General features: G+C 68.3%; 20 protein-coding genes and 1 tRNA gene. 11 read left to right on the forward strand and 10 right to left on the reverse strand.

Annotated features, from left to right (window positions below; all coding sequences use genetic code 11):
* Both paaE and smpB read left to right on the forward strand, forming a co-directional pair.
* A complete protein-coding gene (gene paaE / locus M6D93_RS11445) occupies window positions 1–1080 on the forward strand; it encodes a 1,2-phenylacetyl-CoA epoxidase subunit PaaE (protein ID WP_249769325.1) in 1080 nt (359 codons plus the stop codon).
* A gap of 24 nt (window positions 1081–1104) precedes the next feature.
* Window positions 1105–1584 carry an SsrA-binding protein SmpB gene (gene smpB, locus M6D93_RS11450; protein ID WP_249769326.1) on the forward strand — a complete coding sequence of 160 codons (480 nt, stop codon included), beginning with the start codon at window positions 1105–1107 and terminating at the stop codon, window positions 1582–1584.
* A 41-nt stretch (window positions 1585–1625) separates the two neighbouring features.
* Here the strand turns inward: smpB and M6D93_RS11455 are convergent, their stop codons facing one another.
* Window positions 1626–2492, reverse strand: a complete 867-nt coding sequence (locus M6D93_RS11455; protein ID WP_249769327.1) for a formate/nitrite transporter family protein — start codon at window positions 2490–2492, stop codon at window positions 1626–1628.
* 177 nt (window positions 2493–2669) lie between these two features.
* On the opposite strand from M6D93_RS11455, the gene fdh reads away from it, so the two are divergent.
* From fdh to nrfD, 3 genes are all read left to right on the forward strand, one after another.
* Window positions 2670–6020: a formate dehydrogenase gene (gene fdh / locus M6D93_RS11460; RefSeq protein WP_249769328.1), complete on the forward strand. Its 3351-nt coding sequence runs from the start codon at window positions 2670–2672 to the stop codon at window positions 6018–6020.
* Window positions 6013–6933 (forward strand): 4Fe-4S dicluster domain-containing protein, encoded by a 921-nt coding sequence (locus tag M6D93_RS11465; protein ID WP_249769329.1) that lies wholly within the window; start codon window positions 6013–6015, stop codon window positions 6931–6933. The genes fdh and M6D93_RS11465 overlap by 8 nt, the downstream gene beginning before the upstream one ends.
* A 95-nt stretch (window positions 6934–7028) precedes the next feature.
* Window positions 7029–7976, forward strand: a complete 948-nt coding sequence (gene nrfD, locus M6D93_RS11470) for an NrfD/PsrC family molybdoenzyme membrane anchor subunit (protein WP_249769330.1) — start codon at window positions 7029–7031, stop codon at window positions 7974–7976.
* A 10-nt stretch (window positions 7977–7986) separates the two neighbouring features.
* On the opposite strand, the gene selD is transcribed toward nrfD, so the two are convergent.
* On the reverse strand, window positions 7987–8976 hold the full coding sequence (gene selD, locus M6D93_RS11475) for a selenide, water dikinase SelD (RefSeq protein ID WP_347343626.1): 990 nt from the start codon (window positions 8974–8976) through the stop codon (window positions 7987–7989).
* Window positions 8977–9044: 68 nt separating this feature from the next.
* Between selD and M6D93_RS11480 the strand changes: the two genes are divergently transcribed.
* The 4 genes from M6D93_RS11480 (at window position 9045) to M6D93_RS11495 (ending at window position 12764) form a co-directional block, all read left to right on the forward strand.
* Window positions 9045–9139, forward strand: a tRNA-Sec gene (locus tag M6D93_RS11480).
* A 36-nt stretch (window positions 9140–9175) separates the two neighbouring features.
* Complete coding sequence (selA, locus tag M6D93_RS11485) at window positions 9176–10621, forward strand: L-seryl-tRNA(Sec) selenium transferase (protein WP_249769332.1); 1446 nt, start codon at window positions 9176–9178, stop codon at window positions 10619–10621.
* Window positions 10612–12369: a selenocysteine-specific translation elongation factor gene (gene selB, locus M6D93_RS11490; RefSeq protein ID WP_249769334.1), complete on the forward strand. Its 1758-nt coding sequence runs from the start codon at window positions 10612–10614 to the stop codon at window positions 12367–12369. The genes selA and selB overlap by 10 nt, the downstream gene beginning before the upstream one ends.
* The gene (locus M6D93_RS11495) at window positions 12366–12764 is read left to right on the forward strand and encodes a rhodanese-like domain-containing protein (RefSeq protein WP_249769336.1); all 399 of its coding nucleotides are present in this window, start codon (window positions 12366–12368) and stop codon (window positions 12762–12764) included. The genes selB and M6D93_RS11495 overlap by 4 nt, the downstream gene beginning before the upstream one ends.
* A 52-nt stretch (window positions 12765–12816) precedes the next feature.
* On the opposite strand, the gene M6D93_RS11500 is transcribed toward M6D93_RS11495, so the two are convergent.
* From M6D93_RS11500 to M6D93_RS11520, 5 genes are all read right to left on the reverse strand, one after another.
* On the reverse strand, window positions 12817–13431 hold the full coding sequence (locus M6D93_RS11500; RefSeq protein WP_249769338.1) for a hypothetical protein: 615 nt from the start codon (window positions 13429–13431) through the stop codon (window positions 12817–12819).
* 64 nt (window positions 13432–13495) lie between these two features.
* Window positions 13496–14215, reverse strand: a complete 720-nt coding sequence (locus M6D93_RS11505) for a class F sortase (RefSeq protein ID WP_249769340.1) — start codon at window positions 14213–14215, stop codon at window positions 13496–13498.
* Window positions 14216–14241: 26 nt separating this feature from the next.
* Window positions 14242–15027, reverse strand: coding sequence for a hypothetical protein (locus tag M6D93_RS11510; RefSeq protein WP_249769342.1), 786 nt, complete (start codon window positions 15025–15027; stop codon window positions 14242–14244).
* 69 nt (window positions 15028–15096) lie between these two features.
* Window positions 15097–15513 (reverse strand): hypothetical protein, encoded by a 417-nt coding sequence (locus M6D93_RS11515; protein WP_249769344.1) that lies wholly within the window; start codon window positions 15511–15513, stop codon window positions 15097–15099.
* 38 nt (window positions 15514–15551) lie between these two features.
* Window positions 15552–15716 carry a cupredoxin domain-containing protein gene (locus tag M6D93_RS11520; protein ID WP_249769346.1) on the reverse strand — a complete coding sequence of 55 codons (165 nt, stop codon included), beginning with the start codon at window positions 15714–15716 and terminating at the stop codon, window positions 15552–15554.
* Between M6D93_RS11520 and M6D93_RS11525 the strand changes: the two genes are divergently transcribed.
* On the forward strand, window positions 15715–16086 hold the full coding sequence (locus tag M6D93_RS11525; protein ID WP_249769347.1) for a hypothetical protein: 372 nt from the start codon (window positions 15715–15717) through the stop codon (window positions 16084–16086). The two genes, M6D93_RS11520 and M6D93_RS11525, sit on opposite strands and share 2 nt — an antisense overlap.
* Window positions 16087–16128: 42 nt before the next feature.
* Here M6D93_RS11525 and M6D93_RS11530 read toward each other — a convergent pair whose 3' ends face one another.
* The gene (locus M6D93_RS11530; RefSeq protein ID WP_249769348.1) at window positions 16129–16569 is read right to left on the reverse strand and encodes a hypothetical protein; all 441 of its coding nucleotides are present in this window, start codon (window positions 16567–16569) and stop codon (window positions 16129–16131) included.
* A gap of 137 nt (window positions 16570–16706) precedes the next feature.
* Window positions 16707–17324, reverse strand: coding sequence for a sigma-70 family RNA polymerase sigma factor (locus tag M6D93_RS11535; RefSeq protein ID WP_249769349.1), 618 nt, complete (start codon window positions 17322–17324; stop codon window positions 16707–16709).
* 313 nt (window positions 17325–17637) lie between these two features.
* On the opposite strand from M6D93_RS11535, the gene M6D93_RS11540 reads away from it, so the two are divergent.
* Window positions 17638–18477 (forward strand): GAF and ANTAR domain-containing protein, encoded by an 840-nt coding sequence (locus M6D93_RS11540; protein ID WP_249769350.1) that lies wholly within the window; start codon window positions 17638–17640, stop codon window positions 18475–18477.
* A 29-nt stretch (window positions 18478–18506) separates the two neighbouring features.
* Here M6D93_RS11540 and M6D93_RS11545 read toward each other — a convergent pair whose 3' ends face one another.
* Entirely contained in the window at window positions 18507–19235 is a 729-nt protein-coding gene (locus M6D93_RS11545; protein ID WP_249769351.1) for a potassium channel family protein, read from the reverse strand.
* Between the last annotated feature and the right edge of the window lie 133 nt (window positions 19236–19368).

Here is a 19368-nt window from a genome sequence, read left to right on the forward strand (position 1 = left end):
GTGACCGTGGCGACACCGCGCGGTGCACGGGGGGCCTTCCACGAACTGTCGGTGGCGGCCATCGACCGCCTGACCGAGGACTCGGCCGCCGTGACCTTCGCGGTTCCCGATGCTCTGCGGGCGGCGTTCGACTTTCGGGCCGGGCAGTCCCTGACCCTGCGGCGAACCCTCGACGGCGTCGAACACCGGCGGTCGTACTCCATCTGCGCGCCGGCCGGCGCCGCGCCCCGCATCGGGGTCCGCGAGATTCCGGACGGGTTGTTCTCGGCCTGGCTGGTGCGTGGCCTGCGCGTGGGCGATGTCGTCGAGGTCCAGACCCCCAGCGGGAGCTTCCGCGCCGATCCGACACAGCGGGCCCGGCATCTGTGCATCGCGGCGGGTTCGGGCATCACCCCGATGCTCTCGATCGTTTCCTCGGTGCTGGCCGGTTCGGACTCACAGGTCACCCTCCTGTACGGAAACCGCAAGGCCAGTTCGGTGATGTTCGCCGAGGAACTGGCCGACCTGAAGAACCGTTACGGACCCCGTCTCGATCTCGTGCACGTGCTCTCGCGGGAGCCGCGTGACGTCGAACTGTTCTCCGGGCGTCTGGACGCCGACCGCCTGCGTCGGCTGCTCACCGCCCTGGTTCCTCTGCAGGCGCTCGATCACGTCTGGCTGTGCGGGCCGTTCGGCCTCATCTCCGATGCCCGCGCCGTGCTGGCTGAACTCGGTATCGACGTGGACAAGGTCCACTACGAACTGTTCTACGTCGACGAGCCGCCCCCGGAGCTGGCCCGCCCCGACACGGTCGTGCCGGGCGAGGTCAGCCAGGTGACGATCGTGCTCGACGGGCGCAGCAGCACCGCACCGATGCCCAGGCAACAGACCATCCTGGACGCGGCCTCGGCGTCCCGATCTGATTTGCCCTTTGCGTGCAAGGGCGGAGTCTGCGGCACCTGCCGGGCCCGGGTCAACCACGGCGAGGTCGACATGCGCCGCAACTATGCCCTCGACGACGACGAGGTCGCCCGGGGCTTCGTGCTGACCTGCCAGACCCATCCGGTCAGCGACCGGGTCGAGGTCGATTTCGACGCCTGACCGGGGTCTTCTACAGTCGGCACGGTGACGAAGGAACGTGGACGCAAGGCGGTGGCCACGAACCGCAGGGCGCGGCAGCGCTACCTCGTGCTCGACACCCTCGAGGCCGGTGTGGCTCTGGTGGGTAACGAGGTCAAGAGCCTGCGACTCGGCCGCGTGTCGTTGGTGGACGCATTCGCCACGATCGATGACCGAGAGGTGTGGTTGCACAACCTCTACATCGCGGAGTACGCCATGGGGAGCTGGACCAACCACGCCACCAGGCGCAAACGAAAGCTGTTGCTGCACCGAGCGGAGATCCTCAAGTGGGAACTACGGGTGCGCGAGAGCGGCCTGTCGATGGTCCCGCTCGCCCTCTACTTCAACGACGGGCTGGTCAAGGTCGAACTCGCGCTGGTGAAGGGCAAGAAGACCTGGGACAAGCGCCAGGATCTCGCCGAGCGTGATGCGCAGCGCGAGATCGAGCGCGCACTGACCCGGCACGCCAAGGGTCACCGGTCCTGAGGTATCCGGTCACCGATCGGCTCAGCGGGTCACCGATCGGCTCAGCCGGCCACCCGTTGTCCCGCGCGCGGCTCGGACTCAGAGCCGGGCCCGGACCCCGCAACCGGCTTGAGGTACAGGTACCAGTACGCGACGGCGACGAACAGCACGGCGCCGACCGCGTTGCCGACGAAGGCCACGACGAGGTTCGAGACGACATGCCCGATCGTCACCCCCGGCACGTGCTGGAACATCGCCAGCGGGAGGAAGAACATGTTGGCCACGACGTGATCGAAGCCCAGCGCGACGAAAGCGGTGATGGGGAAGACGATGGCCAGGATCTTGCCGCCGATGTCGCGTGCGGACAGGGCCAGCCACACCGCGGCGCAGACCAGCCAGTTGCAGCCCATCGCGCGCAGGAAAACCTGCTGATCGCTCTCGGTCAGAGCCTTCCCGATGGTGATCGAACTCAGCCGCGCGAAGTTCGCCGCGGCCGGCGTTCCGGCCTTGGACGCCGCGCTGCCGATGACGCCGGTCTTGTCGGCCAGCAGGTAGGCCACGAACAGTGAGCCCACCAGATTGCCGACGGTGAGCAGTGCCCAGTTGACTCCGAGCTGAGCCACGGACGTGCGACGGCGCAGCACCGCCAGTGGCACCAGCATCATGTTGCCGGTCAACAGCTCCGCCCCTCCGACGATGACGAGGATGAGCCCCAGGCTGAAGACGAGGCCGGTGACGACGGTCGTGAGGCCGCCCCAGGTCTCGGGTTTGAGCCCGGCGGACGCGACGATCGCCAGCAGGCCGCCGAAGGCGATGTAGGCGCCGGCCAGGAACGCACCGACGAGCGCACGGCCGGCCGGGAGGGCGGCTTTGGAAGCGCCGGATTCGACCGCGAGGGCCGCAGTCTCGGCAGGTGTGTTGTAGGACAAGGTTTGCCACCTTTTCGTCCGCTCGTGGGCGTTCATTAGTGAATGCGCCGTTACTACCGTATGGAGCAAAGGCGCAATTGCGCAAGGTTGACTGCGCAACGACGTGTCGACGCGGCACGGCTGTCGCAAGTCGGTCGTATGGGCGCTATGGTGCATTGACGCGGCGGGAGGGGACCCATGGACGTGCGCAAGACGGTGCTCAGCTGGCCGGTACTACGTCAGTTCACCGGCACCGACCCCCTCGGTCGTGGCGAGTCGGTCCGCTCGAAGCACACGGCCGAATGGACGGCGCGCACCGAGACCGCCGACAAGGTCGTCAAGAGCATCTGTCCCTATTGCGCCGTTGGCTGTGGGCAGCGGGTCTACGTCAAGGACGGCCACGTCGTCCAGATCGAAGGCGACCCGGATTCCCCCGTGAGCCGCGGCCGGTTGTGCCCGAAGGGCTCGGCCAGCGAGCAACTCGTGAACTCACCCGGTCGCCAGACCGCGATGTTGTACCGCCGGCCCCACTCCACCGAGTGGGAATCGCTCGACCTGGAAACCGCGACCGACATGATCGCCGACCGGATCGTGGCCACGCGGGCGCGCACGTGGCAGGACGCCGACGAGCACGGACACCCGCTTCGACGCACGCTCGGTTTGGCGTCATTGGGCGGGGCGACGCTCGACAACGAAGAGAACTACCTGATCAAGAAATTGTTCACGGCCCTGGGCGCCATACAGATCGAAAACCAGGCCCGTATTTGACACAGTGCCACCGTTCCCAGTTTGGGAGCCTCGTTCGGACGTGGCGGCGCCACCTCCTTCCAGCAGGACCTGCAGAACTCTGACTGCATCGTCATCCAGGGCTCGAACATGGCCGAATGCCATCCGGTCGGGTTCCAGTGGGTGATGGAGGCCAAGAAGCGCGGCGCCACCGTGATCCACGTCGATCCGCGATTCACGCGCACCTCGGCGGTGGCCGACCAGCACGTGCCGTTGCGCGCGGGCAGCGACATCGTCTTCCTCGGCGGCATCATCAACTACATCCTCAGCGAGGAGAAGTACTTCCGCGAGTACGTCGTGGCTTACACCAACGCCGCGACCATCCTTCGCGAGGACTTCCAGGACACCGAGGATCTGGACGGACTGTTCTCCGGCTACGACGCCGAATCGGCCTCCTACGACCCGACCACCTGGGCCTACAAGGAAGCGCCGGAGCCGGCTTCGGCCGGTGATCGCGAGCCCAGCCAGCGATCGCACGACTCCCAGTCGGGTAGCGGGTCGGAGGGCGAGAGCCACAGTTCGCAGAAGGAACGCAGTGCCGGGCACGAGATGGGCGGCCACGGCGCCCCCTTGGAGCACGCGCGGGTGCACCGCGACGAAACCCTGCAGGATCCGCACTGCGTGCTGCAGGTGCTCAAGCGTCACTACGCCCGCTACACGCCGGAGATGGTCGAGCAGGCCTGTGGCGTCAGCCCCGAGGACTTCGCCAAGGTCTGCCGCTCGGTGACCGACAACAGCGGTCGTGACCGAACGACGGCGTGGGTGTATTCGGTGGGCTGGACGCACCACACAGTCGGCGTTCAGTACATCCGCGGCGCGGCGATCATCCAGCTGTTGCTGGGCAATATCGGTCGGCCCGGGGGCGGCATCCTCGCCTTGCGCGGGCACGCCAGTATCCAGGGCTCCACCGACATCCCGACCCTGTTCAACCTGCTGCCGGGCTATCTGCCGATGCCGAAAGCCAGCGAGCACGACGACTTCGAGACCTACCTCAGTTCTATCCACAGCCCCGAGCAGAAGGGCTTCTGGGCCGACGCCCGGGCCTACACGGTCAGTCTGCTCAAGTCCTACTGGGGTGAGGCGGCGACGGCCGACAACGACTACGCCTTCCATTACCTGCCCAGGCTGACCGGCGACCACGGAACCTACGCCACGGTGATGGACATGATGGCGGACAAGGTGGAGGGCTATTTCCTGCTCGGGCAGAACCCGGCCGTCGGCTCGGCACACGGCCGGATGCAGCGCCTGGCCATGTCGCACCTGAAGTGGCTCGTCGTGCGCGACCTCAACATGATCGAGTCGGCGACGTTCTGGAAGGACAGCCCCGAGATCGCGACAGGCGAACTGCGGACCGAGGACATCGCTACCGAGGTGTTCTTCTTCCCGGCAGCCTCGCACGTGGAGAAGGACGGCACGTTCACCCAGACGCAACGCATGTTGCAGTGGCATCACAAGGCCGTCGAGCCGCCGGGTGACTGCCGCAGCGAGCTGCACTTCTTCGTCCACCTCGGGCGCAAGATCCGGCAGCGGCTGGCGGATTCGCAAGAGGAGCGGGACCGCCCGATCCTGCAGCTGACGTGGGACTACAGCCTCGACGAGCGCGGCGAGCCCTCGGCCGAGGAGGTGCTGGCCGAGATCAACGGCCGCCACCTGTCCGGTGACAAGGCCGGCACGCTGCTGTCCTCCTACACCGAGATGCGGCCGGATGGATCGACATCGGGCGGCTGCTGGATCTACACCGGCGTCTTCGCCGACGGGGTGAACCAGGCCGCGCGGCGCAAGCCGGGCCGTGAGCAGTCCTGGGTGGCGCCCGAATGGGGCTGGGCGTGGCCGGCCAACCGGCGCACCCTGTACAACCGCGCCTCCGCCGACCCCGACGGCAAACCATGGAGCGAACGCAAGGCCTACGTCTGGTGGGACGAGCAGGCCCAGAAGTGGACCGGACACGACGTGCCCGACTTCGTGGCCGACAAGGCCCCGTCCTACCGGGCCGAGCCCGGCACCGGCGGCCCTGAGGGGCTGTCCGGCGACGACGCCTTCATCATGCAGGCGGACGGAAAGGCGTGGCTGTTCGCTCCGAGCGGACTGCTCGACGGTCCGCTGCCGGCGCACTACGAGCCGAGCGAATCGCCGATCCGCAACCCCATGTATCAGCAGCAGGCCAACCCCACGCGCGAGGTGTTCCCGCGCGAGGACAACCTGCAGAACCCCTCACCGCCCGAGCCCGGCGCGGAGGTCTTCCCGTACCTGTTCACGACGTACCGACTGACCGAGCACCACACCGCCGGCGGGATGAGCAGGTGGCTGCCGTACCTGGCCGAACTCCAGCCGGAGTTCTTCTGCGAGGTCTCCCCCGCACTGGCGGCCGAGCGGGGACTGCAGCACATGGGCTGGGCGACGATCGTCACCGCGCGCACGGCGATCGAAGCGCGCGTGATGGTGACCGAACGCGTGACGCCGTTGACCATCAGCGGCAAGATCTTCCACCAGGTCGGGTTGCCGTACCACTGGGGCGTCGGGTCATCGGCCCTCGTCAGCGGTGACTCGGCCAACGATCTCTTCGGGGTGACCCTGGACCCCAACGTCCACATCCAGGAGAGCAAGGTCGCCTCCTGCGATATCCAGCCCGGACGCAGGCCGACCGGACCAGCGTTGCGAACCTACGTCGAGGGTTATCTTCGACGAGCGGGCATCACCATCGCCACCGGCAACACGCATCTGACCGAACGACGGTCCGGATCAGGAGAACATCCACATGGGTAGCTTGTCCGGTCCGCTGCAGGATCCCGCCGCCGACGCCGGCTGGCAGGATCCTCAGCCGCGTAAGGGTTTCTTCACCGACACGTCGATCTGCATCGGCTGCAAGGCCTGCGAGGTCGCGTGCAAGGAATGGAACGCCATCCCCGAGGACGGACTGGCCATGCTGGGGTCTTCCTACGACAACTCCGAGGCGCTCGGCGCCAGCACCTGGCGGCACGTCGCGTTCATCGAACAGCCGGCCCCAGCTGCCGCCCCGGGCTCGGGGCGCGCCAGCCTGCCGATGCCGACGACCCAACGTCCGGGCGATGCCCTGCCGCCGGAGTCGCGAACGGACTTCCGCTGGCTGATGTCCTCCGACGTATGCAAGCACTGCACCCACGCCGCCTGCCTGGACGTCTGCCCCACCGGCGCACTGTTCCGCACCGAGTTCGGCACGGTCGTCGTGCAGGACGACGTGTGCAACGGCTGCGGTTACTGCGTGCCCGCCTGCCCGTTCGGGGTCATCGAGCGCCGGGAGGGCGACGAGCACACCAAGAACGTCGGCATCGCGCAGAAGTGCACGCTCTGCTACGACCGGCTCGGCGCGGGATTGACCCCGGCCTGCGCACAAGCGTGCCCGACCGAGTCGATCCAGTTCGGCGACCTCGACGAACTGCGGGAGCGCGCAGCGGCCCGGGCGGAGACGTTGCGATCGCAGGGGGTCGCCGAAGCGCGCTTGTACGGAGCCAGCCCTGAGGACGGAGTCGGTGGTTCGGGCGCATTGTTCCTGCTGCTGGACGAGCCCGAGGTCTATGGCCTACCACCCGACCCGGTGGTCAGCACCCGAGATCTGCCGCAGATGTGGAAGCAAGCGGGGATCGCCGCGCTGGGCCTGCTCGCCGGTGCCGCCGCCACCTTCCTCGGAGGCAGCCGATGAGTGACCGGACCAAACCTCAAGGGCTTGGCCCACACGAAACTTCCCGGCGGCGTGGCTCCGGCGGCCGACGCCGCGGCGGCTCGGGCGAGCGCCGCATGGTGCCCGACGCCACGTTCACGTCCTACTACGGTCGGCCGGTGGTCAAGCCGTCCCCGTGGGAGGCCGACATTCCGGCGTATCTGTTCCTCGGTGGCCTCGCGGGCGGTTCGGCGCTGCTCGGTGCCGGAGGTGATCTGACCGGCCGGCCGGCTCTGCGTCGCGTCGGCCGGCTGGCCTCGATGGGCGCGATCACCGTCAGCTTCGCCGCGCTCGTGCACGACCTCGGCAAGCCCAGCCGGTTCGTCAACATGCTGCGAGTGGCCAAGCCGACCTCGCCGATGTCGATGGGTACCTGGCTGCTGAGCGTTTTCGGTCCACTGGCCGCCCTCGCGGGGACGGCGGAGGCGGTCGACGCGATGAGGGACAGCCTGCCGCCGTCGCTACAGGGACCGGCGCGGCTGCTCATCCGGCTCAGCCGCCCGGCGGGTATCGCCGGCGCCATCGTCGCGCCCGCGGTCGCCTCGTACACCGCGGTCCTGCTGGCCGACACCGCGACCCCGACCTGGAACGAAGCCCGCAACGAATTGCCTTATGTCTTCGTAGGGTCGGCCGCGGCCGCCTCCGGTGGGCTGGCCATGATGCTGACACCCGGCGACCAGGCCGGGCCTGCGCGCCGGCTGGCCGTCGGCGGCGCGCTGACCGACCTGGCCGCTGCGCACGTGATGGAAACCAGACTGGGCATGGTCGCCGATCCGCTGCACACGGGTGCGCCGGGCCAGTTGATGCGCGCCAGCAAGACCCTCACCACGCTCGGGGCCGTAGGTACGCTGCTCGCCGGACGCACTCGGCTGGGCTCGGTGCTGTCGGGAGCATGTCTGGTGGCCGGTTCGGTCTGCACCCGGTTCGGAATCTTCCACGCAGGCCAGGAGTCCGCCCGCGACCCCCGCTACACCGTCGTCCCGCAGCGGGAAAGGATCGCTCAAGGCCGGAGCGCAGGAGCCTGACGTCGGTCGTTCAGCGGATCTCGATCACGGCAGCTCGTCGCGGTACGAACTCGCCGATCACGCTCGCTGCTGCGACCTCGCCCGCGAGCAGCAATCCCCCGCTGGTCTGCGCATCGGCCAGCAGTAACAGCTCATCCTCGTCCACTGACGCCTGCAGGTGCGGCCGCACCCAGTCCAGGTTCCGGCGGGTTCCCCCGCTGACGAAGCCGGCGGCAAGGGCAGCCCGAGCTCCCTCCAGGTATGGCACCGCAGCGGCGTCGATGACAGCGGTGACGCCCGAAGCCCGGGCCATCTTGTACAGGTGGCCGAGCAAGCCGAAGCCGGTGACGTCGGTGGCGGCCCGCAAACCCGCCTGCAGCGCCTGATCGCACGCCGTGCGGTTGAGTTCGACCATGGAGGCGATGGCATGGTCGAAGACTTCACCAGTGCTCTTGTGGCGGTTGTTGAGCACGCCGACGCCCAGCGGCTTGGACAGGCTCAGAGCATCTCCGGCGCGGGCAGAGTCGTTGCGCAGCAGCCGGTCCGGATGGGCCAGCCCGGTCACCGCCATCCCGTACTTCGGCTCCGGGTCGTCGATGCTGTGACCTCCGGCCACCGGGCAGCCGGCCGCCGCCGCGACATCCAGCCCGCCGCGCAGCACCTCGCCCAGCACCTCGACCGGGAGCACCTCGCGCGGCCACCCGACCAGGTTGATCGCCGCGACCGGACGACCGCCCATGGCGTAGACGTCGGACAGCGCGTTGGCCGCAGCGATCCTGCCGAAGTCATAGGGATCATCGACAACAGGGGTGAAGAAGTCCGCCGTCGAGATGAGCGCGCGCTGGTCGTCCAACCGGATGACCGCCGCATCGTCGCCGTCCGCCAGGCCGACGAGCAGGTCCGGCGAAGGGACGCCGATCAATGCGGACACGACGGATTCCAGTTCGCCGGGCGGGATCTTGCAGGCACACCCGCCGCCATGGGCGTACTGGGTCAGGCGGTAGCTCGTCGCGGTCACCAGCCGAGGCTAGCCCGTGCCGTGTCGGGACCTCCTCCGTCCGTCCCGGCGGTGGGAGATACGGTGAGCACGGAGGTGTTTAGGTGCCTGGTGGCCCTCCCGGTCTTCAAAACCGGTGAGGCCGAGTATCTCGGCCTGGCGGGTTCGATTCCCGTCCACCTCCGCATGAACCAGGTCGGCGTCCAGTCGGAAGGAAACACGGGTGACTCGTCCGCACGCTGACCAGCCGGATCCGCGTCGCACCGTGCCCCGAACCGATGCCTTGCTCGCCGCCCCGGCGGTGGTCGCCGCGGTGGCTCGTCTCGGCGCCAGCCGGGTCAAGCGCGCAGTGACGCAAGCCCAGCAACAGGTGCGCGAAGGCCGGCTCGCACCGCAGGACACCGTCGCGGCGGTCCTCGACGCACTCCCGGTGCGGGCGAGTTCGCTCACGCCCGTGATCAACGCCACGGGCGTCGTGCTGCACACCAACCTGGGACGCGCGCCGCTGTCGCCGGCCGCGATCGCCGCGCTCGAGTCGGCGTCGGGGTACGTCGACGTCGAATTCGACCTGGTGGAAGGCCGGCGAGCGCGGCGCGGTGCGGCGGTCCTCGAGGCTCTGGTCGATGCGCTAGTGGCGGCCCTGCCCGATGAGGTCGACGCCACCGTGCACGAGGGTCTCAGCACCGCGGGAACGACACCGCGCTCCGTGGACGCACTGGTCGTCAACAACGGCGCGGCCGCTCTCGTGCTGGCGACGACGGCGCTCGCCCAGGGCCGGGAAATACTGGTGAGCAGGGGCGAACTGGTCGAGATCGGTGACGGGTTCCGCCTTCCCGACCTGATCGCAAGCACCGGTGCGAGGATCCGGGAGGTCGGAACCACCAATCGCACCACCGATCGGGATTACCTCGACGCCATCGACACGAACACCGCGGCGATCCTCAAGGTGCACCCGAGCAACTTCCGCATCGAGGGTTTCACGGCCGGGGTGGAGACCAGCCGACTGGCCGAACTGGGTCTGCCCGTCATCGTCGACATCGGCAGCGGGCTGCTGACACCCGATCCGGTACTGCCGGCCGAGCCCGACGTCGCCACAACGCTGCGCGCCGGAGCGACCATCGTCACCTGCAGCGGCGACAAGCTGCTCGGTGGACCCCAGGCGGGCCTGCTCCTCGGCGCCGCGGAGTACATCGCCCGGCTGCGACGGCACCCACTGGCCCGCGCGCTGCGGGTCGACAAGCTGACGCTTGCCGCGCTGGAGGCGACGCTGACGGGACCGGTGCCGCCAACCGTGCAGTACCTGCATCGCGATCCCGCCGAGCTGCGGCGCCGGTGCGAGGCCCTTGTCGAGGTTGTCAGCATGTCCAGCGCGGGCGGCATCGTCGGCGCCGAAGTCGTGCCCGCCGATGGCGCGGTCGGCGGCGGGGGCGCGCCCGGCGTGCTGCTGCCGGGCTGGGCGGTCTCGCTGCCGCAGGCCATCGCCGACCCGCTGCGGCGTGGCGATCCCGCCGTGGTGGGGCGGCTGGAGCGCGGCCGCTGCCTGATCGACCTGCGCTGCGTCGCAGTCGAGGACGACGACCGGCTGGCCAAGGCCATCCGCGCAGCGCTGGAGGCCACAGCGACAGCAACTGCCGCGACCGCTACTGGGACGGCGTCATCGTGCATGTAGTTGCGGCGGCCGGCCACGTCGACCACGGCAAGTCCACCCTGATCCGGGCCCTGACCGGCATGGAACCCGACCGCTGGGCCGAGGAACGCCGCCGGGGAATGACCATCGACCTCGGCTATGCGTGGCTCCAGCTCGAGTCCGGGGTTCAGCTGGCCTTCGTCGACGTCCCCGGACATCAGCGTTTCATCGCGAACATGCTCGCCGGTCTGGGACCTGCGCCGGCCGTGTTGCTGGTGATCGCCGCCGACGAGGGGTGGCGCCGCCAGACCGGTGAGCATCTCGACGCGATCCGCGCGCTGGGCATCGAGCACGGCGTGCTGGCTGTGACCCGATCCGATCTGGCCGATCCGCGGCCGGTCATCGACGACGCGCATGCCCGCCTGCGTGGAACGGGCTTGCAGGGGCTGGACGCCGTTGCGGTCTCGGGCACCACCGGACAAGGCCTGCCCGAACTGCGACAGGCGTTGGGGCGGATGGTCGCCGCCTTGCCACAGCCGCGCGTGGACGGCCCGATGCGACTGTGGGTCGATCGCGCCTTCACCATTCGCGGTAGCGGCACCATCGTGACCGGGACGCTGGGCGCAGGCCGCATCGTGGAGGGTCAGTCGCTTGAGCTCAACGGCGGACGCGTCCAGGTGCGCGGGCTGCAGGAACTGGGCGTACGGGTCGCATCAGCGCAAGCCGTGGCCAGGGTCGCGGTGAACCTGCGCGGTGTCGACCGGGACGACGTTCGGCGCGGCGACTGCCTGCTCAGTCCTGGCGATTGGCGGTGGACGGACTCGGTGGACGTCGCCTTGGACGAGATCCAGGGCGATCTGGCCGGCGAGATCATGGTCCACATCGGGGCAGCGGCGACCTCGGCCCGGCTGCGCCTGCTCAACCCGGATAGCGCAAGGTTGACCTTGCTCCACCGCCTTCCTCTCCGAGTCGGTGATCGGGCGGTGTTGCGCGATCCTGGGCAACAGGTGGTGGCCGCCGGTGCGATCGTGGTCGATCCCGATCCCCCGTCGCTCACCCGGCGCGGCGACGCGTCGCTGCGGGGCGCGGTGGTCGCATCGCGGCTGGCCGGCACCGTGGCCGATCAAGTGCGCCGCCGCGGCGCGATTCGTGAGGCGGACCTGCTCGCCCTCGGCGTGGTTGGGGACCAGGAGAACGGGGTCATGCGTCAAGGCGAGTGGTTGGTCGACCCCGACCGGTGGGCTGACTGGATCGCGGCCCTCGGCGCCTTCGTCGACGACCACGCTGCCGGCCACCCCCAGCAACCGGGAACGCCGGACGAGGCGGCCCGGCGCGCGATCGCGCTGCCCGACCCGGCGTTGCTCGCCCCCCTCGCCGCCGAGATAGGCCTGCGATCGACGGGGGGCCGGTTGTCCCGGCCCGGCGTCAGGTCGAGCATGGGCCGCGCCGAGGCATCGCTCGCGGCGCTGGAACGCCGCTGGCGCGACAACCCGCTCGACGCTCCGGACCGCAACGAGCTGGCCGAGCTCGGCCTGGGTCCGCGTGAGATTGCGGCGGCCACCTCGATCGGTCGGGCGCTGCGGCTCGCCACGGACGTGATCGTCTCCCCCGGCGCGGTCGATCAGGCCACGGCCGAGCTGGGCAAGGTGAGCGGGCCTTTCACCAGTTCCGACGCGCGCCTGCTGCTGGGGGTGTCCCGCCGGGTGGCCATACCACTGCTGGAACATCTCGATTCGCTCGGCGTGACAACGCGGATCGACGCGAACCACCGCGTACTGGTGCGCTCGTGAGCGGGGCCGAGATCGATCTGCGCCTGGACGAGGCCCGGCAGGGTTGGTGCCGCCTCAGTCCGGTCGAGGCGGTGCACGCTCAGGCCGGCGGAGCGCTGCTGATCGACACTCGTACCGAATGGCAACGGCTGTTCCAGGGCGAACTGCCCGGGGCGATCGTCATCGACCGGACCGTCCTGGAGTGGCGACTGGACCCCGGCTGCTCCTCGCGAATTCCCGAGGCGATCGAGGGAATGCGCGTCGTGGTCGTCTGTCGCCAGGGGTTCAGTTCCAGCTTGGCCGTAGCGAGCCTGCGTTCGTTGGGAATCGACGCATCCGATGTCGTGGGCGGTGCCGAAGCCTGGATCGACGCTGGGCTGCCGGTGCACGCCGGCTCCGCCGACGTCCGCCGCTAGGCCGCAACGGCGGCAGGTACTGAGATGACCAGAGCCTGACGACGCTTCGGGTTTACTCGTTGCCGGTCCAGCACCCGAGAACGTCGGAGGCGACCTCGTTGGCCAGGTCGGTTCGTTTCTGCTGGTTGGCGCCGAAGACGGCTGGAAGGCTTCTGGCGTCGACGACCAGGGTCTCGTTGTCCTTCATGACGACGGCCACACCGGCCGACGAGCCGAACGCTTTGTCGCCAAGCCCCAGCAACGTTTCGGTCTTGCCGAGCGAGGCCTTGACCCGGTTGTAGTAGGTGTCGGCGGCTGCCTTGGACTCGGAATGCTGGACAGACAGCAGGAGCGGCCCGACGCTCAGGTCATAGGTACAGCTGTAGATCTCGTTCGCGAAAGCCGAGGTGGTCCGCGGTGCACTCGACAACGCCAGCACCTGCTTGACCTTGCCCTTGATGTCGTCACTGCAGACCATCAGGGCGGTGGCGGTGGGCCTGTTCGCCGGCGCGGAGGAGGTCATCGACATCCCGGCCATCGACTGCCCCGGCGTCATGGGCATGCTTGCGGTCGAGTTTGCGGCTGCCGCGCGCGCACTGCTAGTCGGTGTCGCCGCGTTGGTGCTGGCGCAGCCGGCGAGCAGCAGCGCGGCGGCGCCGACGCTGATGGCTCGGATCAGGGCAGTCATGACGGTCTCCGTTGACAATTGATCAGGGCAGGTCGTGGATCTCACGCTCAGGCGCGCACGACGGCTAAACCCGATGGCTGGATATCAGTGACGCGTAGGCAACGATGTTGCTCTCGTAGTTGCGCGTACTCAGGTCGAACTTTCCCCCGCAGGTGATCAGCCTCAACGCGGCGTGGTCGGTGTTGCCGTACACCTCGAGAGTGGGGAAATGGTTCTTCGGATAAGCGACGACACGGTCGATGCGAAACACGGCTGCGGTGTGATCGGACCGGGTCACGGTGAGCATGTCACCGGGGCGAAGCGCGCCGAGCTTGAAGAACACGCCTGGGCCGTACTCGGCGGAATCCACGTGACCCAGCAGGACCGACGGCCCGAGCTGGCCGGGTGTCGGGGAGTAGCGGTACCACCCGGCGCGCGAGTCCCGCCCCAACGGAGGGACTTGCACGGTGTGGTCGGGATTGAGCCCCAATTGCAGGAGATCAGAAGTGACGCCGATGGCGGGGATGTCCAGCCGGGTCGGTGTCGCCGCGTCCAGGACCGGCCCCTTCACGGCGGGCCTGGCGGTGCCGACCGACGTCGATGGTGCCGTTCCGGACGTCTGGGGGGCCGAGGGGTTTGCACCCGAGGACGAAAAGGGAATCGCCGCCGCGGCCGAGGGCTGCGGGGCGTGCCGCTGGGCTCGGATGCCGACGACGATTGCGATCGCTCCGATGAGAACGAGCAGCACCGCCAACGCCACCAGTGGAATTCGGAGGCGCCGGCCGTGCTGCTCGTTACTCGTCATCAGTTATGCGTTGTCAGCTTCGGAGATCAGCTGTCGGCCGCGGTGCGGCGACGCATCGCGAGGCCACCGGCAACCGCACCGGCGGCAACCAGAGCACCACCGATACCAAGCAGACCCTGGTCCTGCAGACCAGCGGTGCTGCCACCACCGGTGCCAGCAGACCCGCCGGGCACATTGCTCATCTGCGACGCGACGAGAGTCCCGCACAGGGTCGGCGACGTGGCAGCGAGCGGCAGGGACGGGACGAGGTCACTCTTCTCGCCCTGAGCCTTCTTGGACAGGGTGGCCGGGTCCAGACCGTGGACGACGACGACCGCGGTGCCGGCGTTCAAAGACGCGAGGGTCTTCGAGTCCAGCGTGATCGTGCGGCTGTAGTCGTACGAGGCACCCGACGGGGCGACGGTCAGGGTGGTACCAGCCGCGGGGCTGGTGTCACCGGAGGTCGACAGCGTGGTTCCGATGGCGCCGTAAGACGCGCCGCCCTCGGTCGTGGAGATGACACCATCGTTGTTCGCGTCCGCTGCCGTGGTGGGGCAGGTTCCCTTGGCACCGATGTGGATGTGCTGCACGTGCGGGTAGGGCTTGCCGCCGAAGGTGGCGGCGAGACCGGTGAAGTGCTCGGTGATGGTGGCCTGAGATCCGTTGAGCGAGATCATCACGTTGCCCGAACCGGTCGAGTGGTTCAGCGCGTTGAGCTGCGCCTGGTACGAGCTGCTACCCGCGGCCGAGGCCATGCCGGGCATGGTCAGCGCGGCGATGCTGAGCGCTGCGACCGGTGCGGCCAGCAGTAGGGACTTCTTCGTTCGGTTCATCGATGTTTCCTCCGAGATGCGGGCCGAAGGCAAAGGCCCCGGCGTGGGGTGGAACAGGAGCGATTCGGATCAGTCGGTCGAAGTGGATTGCCAGGTTCTCAAAAGGCCCGCCACAGCCGCCGCGGACGCTGCCGCCTCGGCAACCGCGGTGGCGGTTTTCTTCGCGAACCACAGTGGCTCGTACATCGCGGGGATCGGTCCGAGGGCGGGTACCTGGACGTAGCGGTACAGCAACACCGCCGCCAGGCCGCCTCCGGCCACAAGGAACGCCGCGGCAAACGCGACCCGGGATCCACGTGCCAGTACGTACAGCGCAGCCAGGATCGCGGCGACCGACTCGATCCGGAACAGGTTGCCCTGGCCGATCCCGCCCGGCGCGGCCAGCTGATAGATCGGAGCCAACTGCAGGTGGATGACGGCATCGACTAGTAATCCCGCCGCTACCAGCACCCGGAGCGAGAGCCCGATCACACCGCCGGCCCGCACGGTCCGAGTCCTTCGGGCGGTGCCGGTGCGTCCCCCGGTCATTTGACGACCAGGACGCCGTGCATGTTCGAGTGGTACGTGCAGTGGAAGGCGTAGCTGCCCGGAGCCGTCGGTGCCTTGAACATGACGGTTGATCCGGCGGTTGCCTTGACGTCGAAGGCGTTGGCCGAGTCAGCGGTGACGGTGTGGTTCTCGCCGTCCATGTTCATGACGCTGACCATCGAGCCCGGTGCCACCGAGGCGGGCACGCTGTACTTGAAGGAACTGATGTGGATTATGGCCGCGGGCTGGGCCACAACCGAGGACGAGCCGGTCGGCGCCACGCTCGAACTCATAGCCGAACTCATGGTCGAACTCATTGCTGAGCTCATCGACGATCCGGCCGCCGGGGTTGTCGAGGCGGTGGAGTGCGTCGACGAACTGCAGGCACTGAGCAATCCGAGCGCGAGAACGGCGGCGGAGCCTGCCAGCGCCACCCGGGTCCTACCGGTCTTGGCACTCTTGCCGGTCTTGGGCTGTCGGCGCTGCGGTGTGAGCGAGCTGGTGGGATCGGTGCTGACGGTCATGAGATGAACTCCTGAACTAGCGACGCGGTCCCACACTGCTGTCGAACCGTCAGGAGTAGTTCGACGCCGCGTCGAGCTTGGATGGCGAACGACGCACGGCGGCTCCCGGCACCGGGCGAGCCAGCGCTACGAGCGCGGCCACGACGACGACCAGCTCGGATGCGATCGAGACCAGGCCCAGGGGCTCCATCCAGTTGCCGACGTCGTCGGCAAGCATCGGAAATGCCGTCAGCCGAGTCGCCACATAACCGGCAACGGCGAGCCCGCAGGTCAGTACCGACAGGGAGTAGACGGCCGCACTGTCACGAACCAGCGCCGCCACGGCTAGCACTGTGCAGGCCGCCGTCAACACGATGAACAGCACTCCCATGTAGGGCGCCTCGCGCAGGTGGGGGGCGATGACGGGCACGTGAGCGTAGGCGGCCACCAGGGCCGCCGGCACCAGCAGCCAGCGCAGTTGCGATCGCCTTGCCCGCAGCAAGAAATTCATCCTGATCAACCTCCGTCGAACGCTCCTGACACCGCTGAGGTGTCGGCATCGCCTGGCCGAAAATGGCTCAGGGCTTGTTGCGGTGGTTCGCCGCCGAAGGCCGATCGGATTCCGCCGTCCAGAACTAGCTCTAAGCGTTATGAGCGGTTGATACCGGATCGGTCCAGTTCGAGGCGCAGGCGGTGGAGTCCCTGCCGGATGCGCGACTTCACCGTTCCGAGGGGGGCGCCAGTGATCCCGGCGATCTCGCGATGGTTGTATCCACCGACGTAGGACAGGATCACGGCCTCGCGCTGGGCATCGCTCAGGGACCTGAGTGCGGCGCGCACCCGGAGAACATCAAGGTGGGTGTCTTCCTCGACCCGGCTCTCCTGCAGCGGCGAACCGACCTCGACGACACTTTGGTCATCACGCTTGTGCAAGGCCTCGCTCTGTCGGACCCGGTCCACGGCGCGACGATGAGCAATCGTGAGGAGCCACGTGGTCACCGAGGCGTGGTCAGGACGGTAACTGGCGGCACGCAACCACGCCTGGAGGAAGACCTCCTGGGTTACCTCATCGGCCTGGGCATGATCGCGGAGCACACGCAGCACGGTTCGGTACACCATGGCCGATGTCCGTGCGTAGAGCTCGGCGAAGGCCAGCCCGTCACCGACCGCGGCCAGCAGCACGATCAGGTCATCGTCGACCGGGTCCGGACGCAGGGGGCCAAGAGCCGCAAGCCCGTGCGGCCGACGCAGCTGGGACGCCTGCATGGGGTCAAGCATGGAAGCGGTTCGAAGCTGCCACCAGATCAGATGTTGCCCGACCTTCCGGCGCGCAGGATCGCAATCTTCGCCGCGCGAAGCTACTGACGTGCCGGGTCCGTGGCGCTACGCTTCACATGGACCATTTTCCTCCTGGCTGCGTCTGTCCCCCGTTGCGTCCAGCCGCTGTGGGAAAGTGGTACGGCGGCGGCGGCCGCGTTGAGCGATCAACGCGACGGTCGGGGTGGTCCCCCCGCACCCAGTTGGGCCTGGACCCTGCCTGACCCGTCGCCAGTCTCTTCGATGTTCGGCCGGTGATGAAATGACAGCGAACGACTCGTTCGCAGCGACCGGCCAGGCGGCTGAGCGTGACCGTCGACTTGGAGCCGTGTTCGTCGCGCTCGCCGACACCCTGGTGACCGACTACGACCCCGTCGACCTGATGCACCGGCTCACCGATACCTGCGTGGACCTCCTGCGCTGCGACGCCGCCGCGCTGATGCTCAGCGATCAGTCCGGCAAGCTCCGCGTCGCCGCAGCCTCCAATGAGGAGATCCGTTTGCTTGAGCTGTTGGAGCTCCAGAACGCCGACGGGCCCTGCCTGGAATGTTACGAAAGCGGGGTCCCCGTCGCCGTCAGTCAGCTTGCCGAGGCCGAGGTCGAAGCACGCTGGCCGAGCTTCGCCCCGGCCGCTCGGGCGGCAGGGTTCAACTCGGCCCAGGCGCTTCCCCTGCGCCTACGTGCGGACACCATCGGGGCGTTGAGTCTGCTGTTCACCAACCAGCACGCCATGACCGCAGGCGAGGTTGCGATCGCGCAAGCTTTGGCGGACGTGGCCACCATCGGAATTCTCCAGCAGCGGGCGCTGCGGCGCAGCGATCGGCTGGCCGCACAACTGCAGACCGCTCTGAACAATCGGCTGATGGTCGAGCAGGCCAAGGGCATGCTCGCCGAGCGGGGCACGTTGGGAATCGACGACGCCTTCGGGGTGCTTCGCGAATACAGCCGATACCACCGTAGCCTTATCGCCGAGGTGGCCAGACGCATCACCACCGGCGAACTGCACCCCGACCTGGTCCTGGCGCATGCGGGGCGAAGTCCAGGTGAGCGGCACGCGAGCAAACCGGCCCAGCCGCCTCCCGCCCCTGAGCCCGGGCGATGACCGGTCGCGTGCCTGTGACGAGACCTCGGTCATCGGTCTGCCGCGTCGGCCTTCAGTAGGGCCTTGATCTCGAGCAGCTCCGTGTGGAGCGCCGTGATCTGGCGCTGCAGGGCGTGTTCGGTGTCAGCCTCAGCGGCCCGCACGTTGGCGATGAGCCAGGACGCTATAGAGGCCGTCACGACCCCGATCAGTGCGATTCCGGCCAGCATCAGGCCAACCGCGACCAACCGGCCGTCCGTGGTGACCGGATAACGATCGCCGTAGCCCACCGTCGTCACGGTCGTGATCGCCCACCACACAGCGTCGCCGAAAGTCTGAATCCTGGCGCCGATGTGCCCCCGCTCGGCGTCCAGCTCGGCCAGGGCAGCTACGAAAATGACGACCACGACCGAACTCGAGACGTACAGCGCGACGCGCCCCTGCAGACTGTCGGTCGCCCTGCGGTTCAGTACCCGGATCAAGGCGATCAGCCGCAACAGTCGCAGCGGCCTCAGCACCGGCAGTGCCACCGCCGCCAGATCAGGTAGGTGGTGAAGGACGAAATGGAGCCGACGGTCGGCCAACACCACCCGCGCCGTGTAGTCGACGGCGAACAGCAGCCACGCCGCATACACCGTGATCTCGCACGCTCGCCGCCAGCCGTGCACGAGACTCGGTTCCAGGATCGGCCACGCGTACGCGGCGAGGAAAACCGCCGCCGAGCCGGCCAATGGCCATTCCGTACGTCGTTCCCACCGATCAAGCCGCGTCGTCGTCACAGCCCAGACGGTAGTGCCACACGGACGGCCCGGTTCGCAGGTCGACGCGTCGCCGAGCGTTGCCGCAGTCCGCGAAGGACTCCCCGCCTGTTTAGCTCGCTTCAGGACCGAGCTGAGTACGAGCCGCACGGGA

The organism is Jatrophihabitans telluris (assembly GCF_023516435.1).
Classification (GTDB): Bacteria; Actinomycetota; Actinomycetes; order Mycobacteriales; family Jatrophihabitantaceae; genus Jatrophihabitans_A; species Jatrophihabitans_A telluris.

Bases quoted from the DNA above. Each gene is read 5' to 3' on its own strand.
- M6D93_RS11525 (WP_249769347.1), top strand. From the start codon at position 15,715: ATGTTCATGACGCTGACCATCGAGCCCGGTGCCACCGAGGCGGGCACG.
- M6D93_RS11530 (WP_249769348.1), bottom strand. From the start codon at position 16,569: ATGAATTTCTTGCTGCGGGCAAGGCGATCGCAACTGCGCTGGCTGCTG.
- M6D93_RS11510 (WP_249769342.1), bottom strand. From the start codon at position 15,027: ATGAACCGAACGAAGAAGTCCCTACTGCTGGCCGCACCGGTCGCAGCG.
- M6D93_RS11505 (WP_249769340.1), bottom strand. From the start codon at position 14,215: ATGACGAGTAACGAGCAGCACGGCCGGCGCCTCCGAATTCCACTGGTG.
- nrfD (WP_249769330.1), top strand. From the start codon at position 7,029: ATGGTGCCCGACGCCACGTTCACGTCCTACTACGGTCGGCCGGTGGTC.
- M6D93_RS11500 (WP_249769338.1), bottom strand. From the start codon at position 13,431: ATGACTGCCCTGATCCGAGCCATCAGCGTCGGCGCCGCCGCGCTGCTG.
- M6D93_RS11540 (WP_249769350.1), top strand. From the start codon at position 17,638: ATGACAGCGAACGACTCGTTCGCAGCGACCGGCCAGGCGGCTGAGCGT.
- M6D93_RS11535 (WP_249769349.1), bottom strand. From the start codon at position 17,324: ATGCAGGCGTCCCAGCTGCGTCGGCCGCACGGGCTTGCGGCTCTTGGC.
- M6D93_RS11520 (WP_249769346.1), bottom strand. From the start codon at position 15,716: ATGGACGGCGAGAACCACACCGTCACCGCTGACTCGGCCAACGCCTTC.
- M6D93_RS11465 (WP_249769329.1), top strand. From the start codon at position 6,013: ATGGGTAGCTTGTCCGGTCCGCTGCAGGATCCCGCCGCCGACGCCGGC.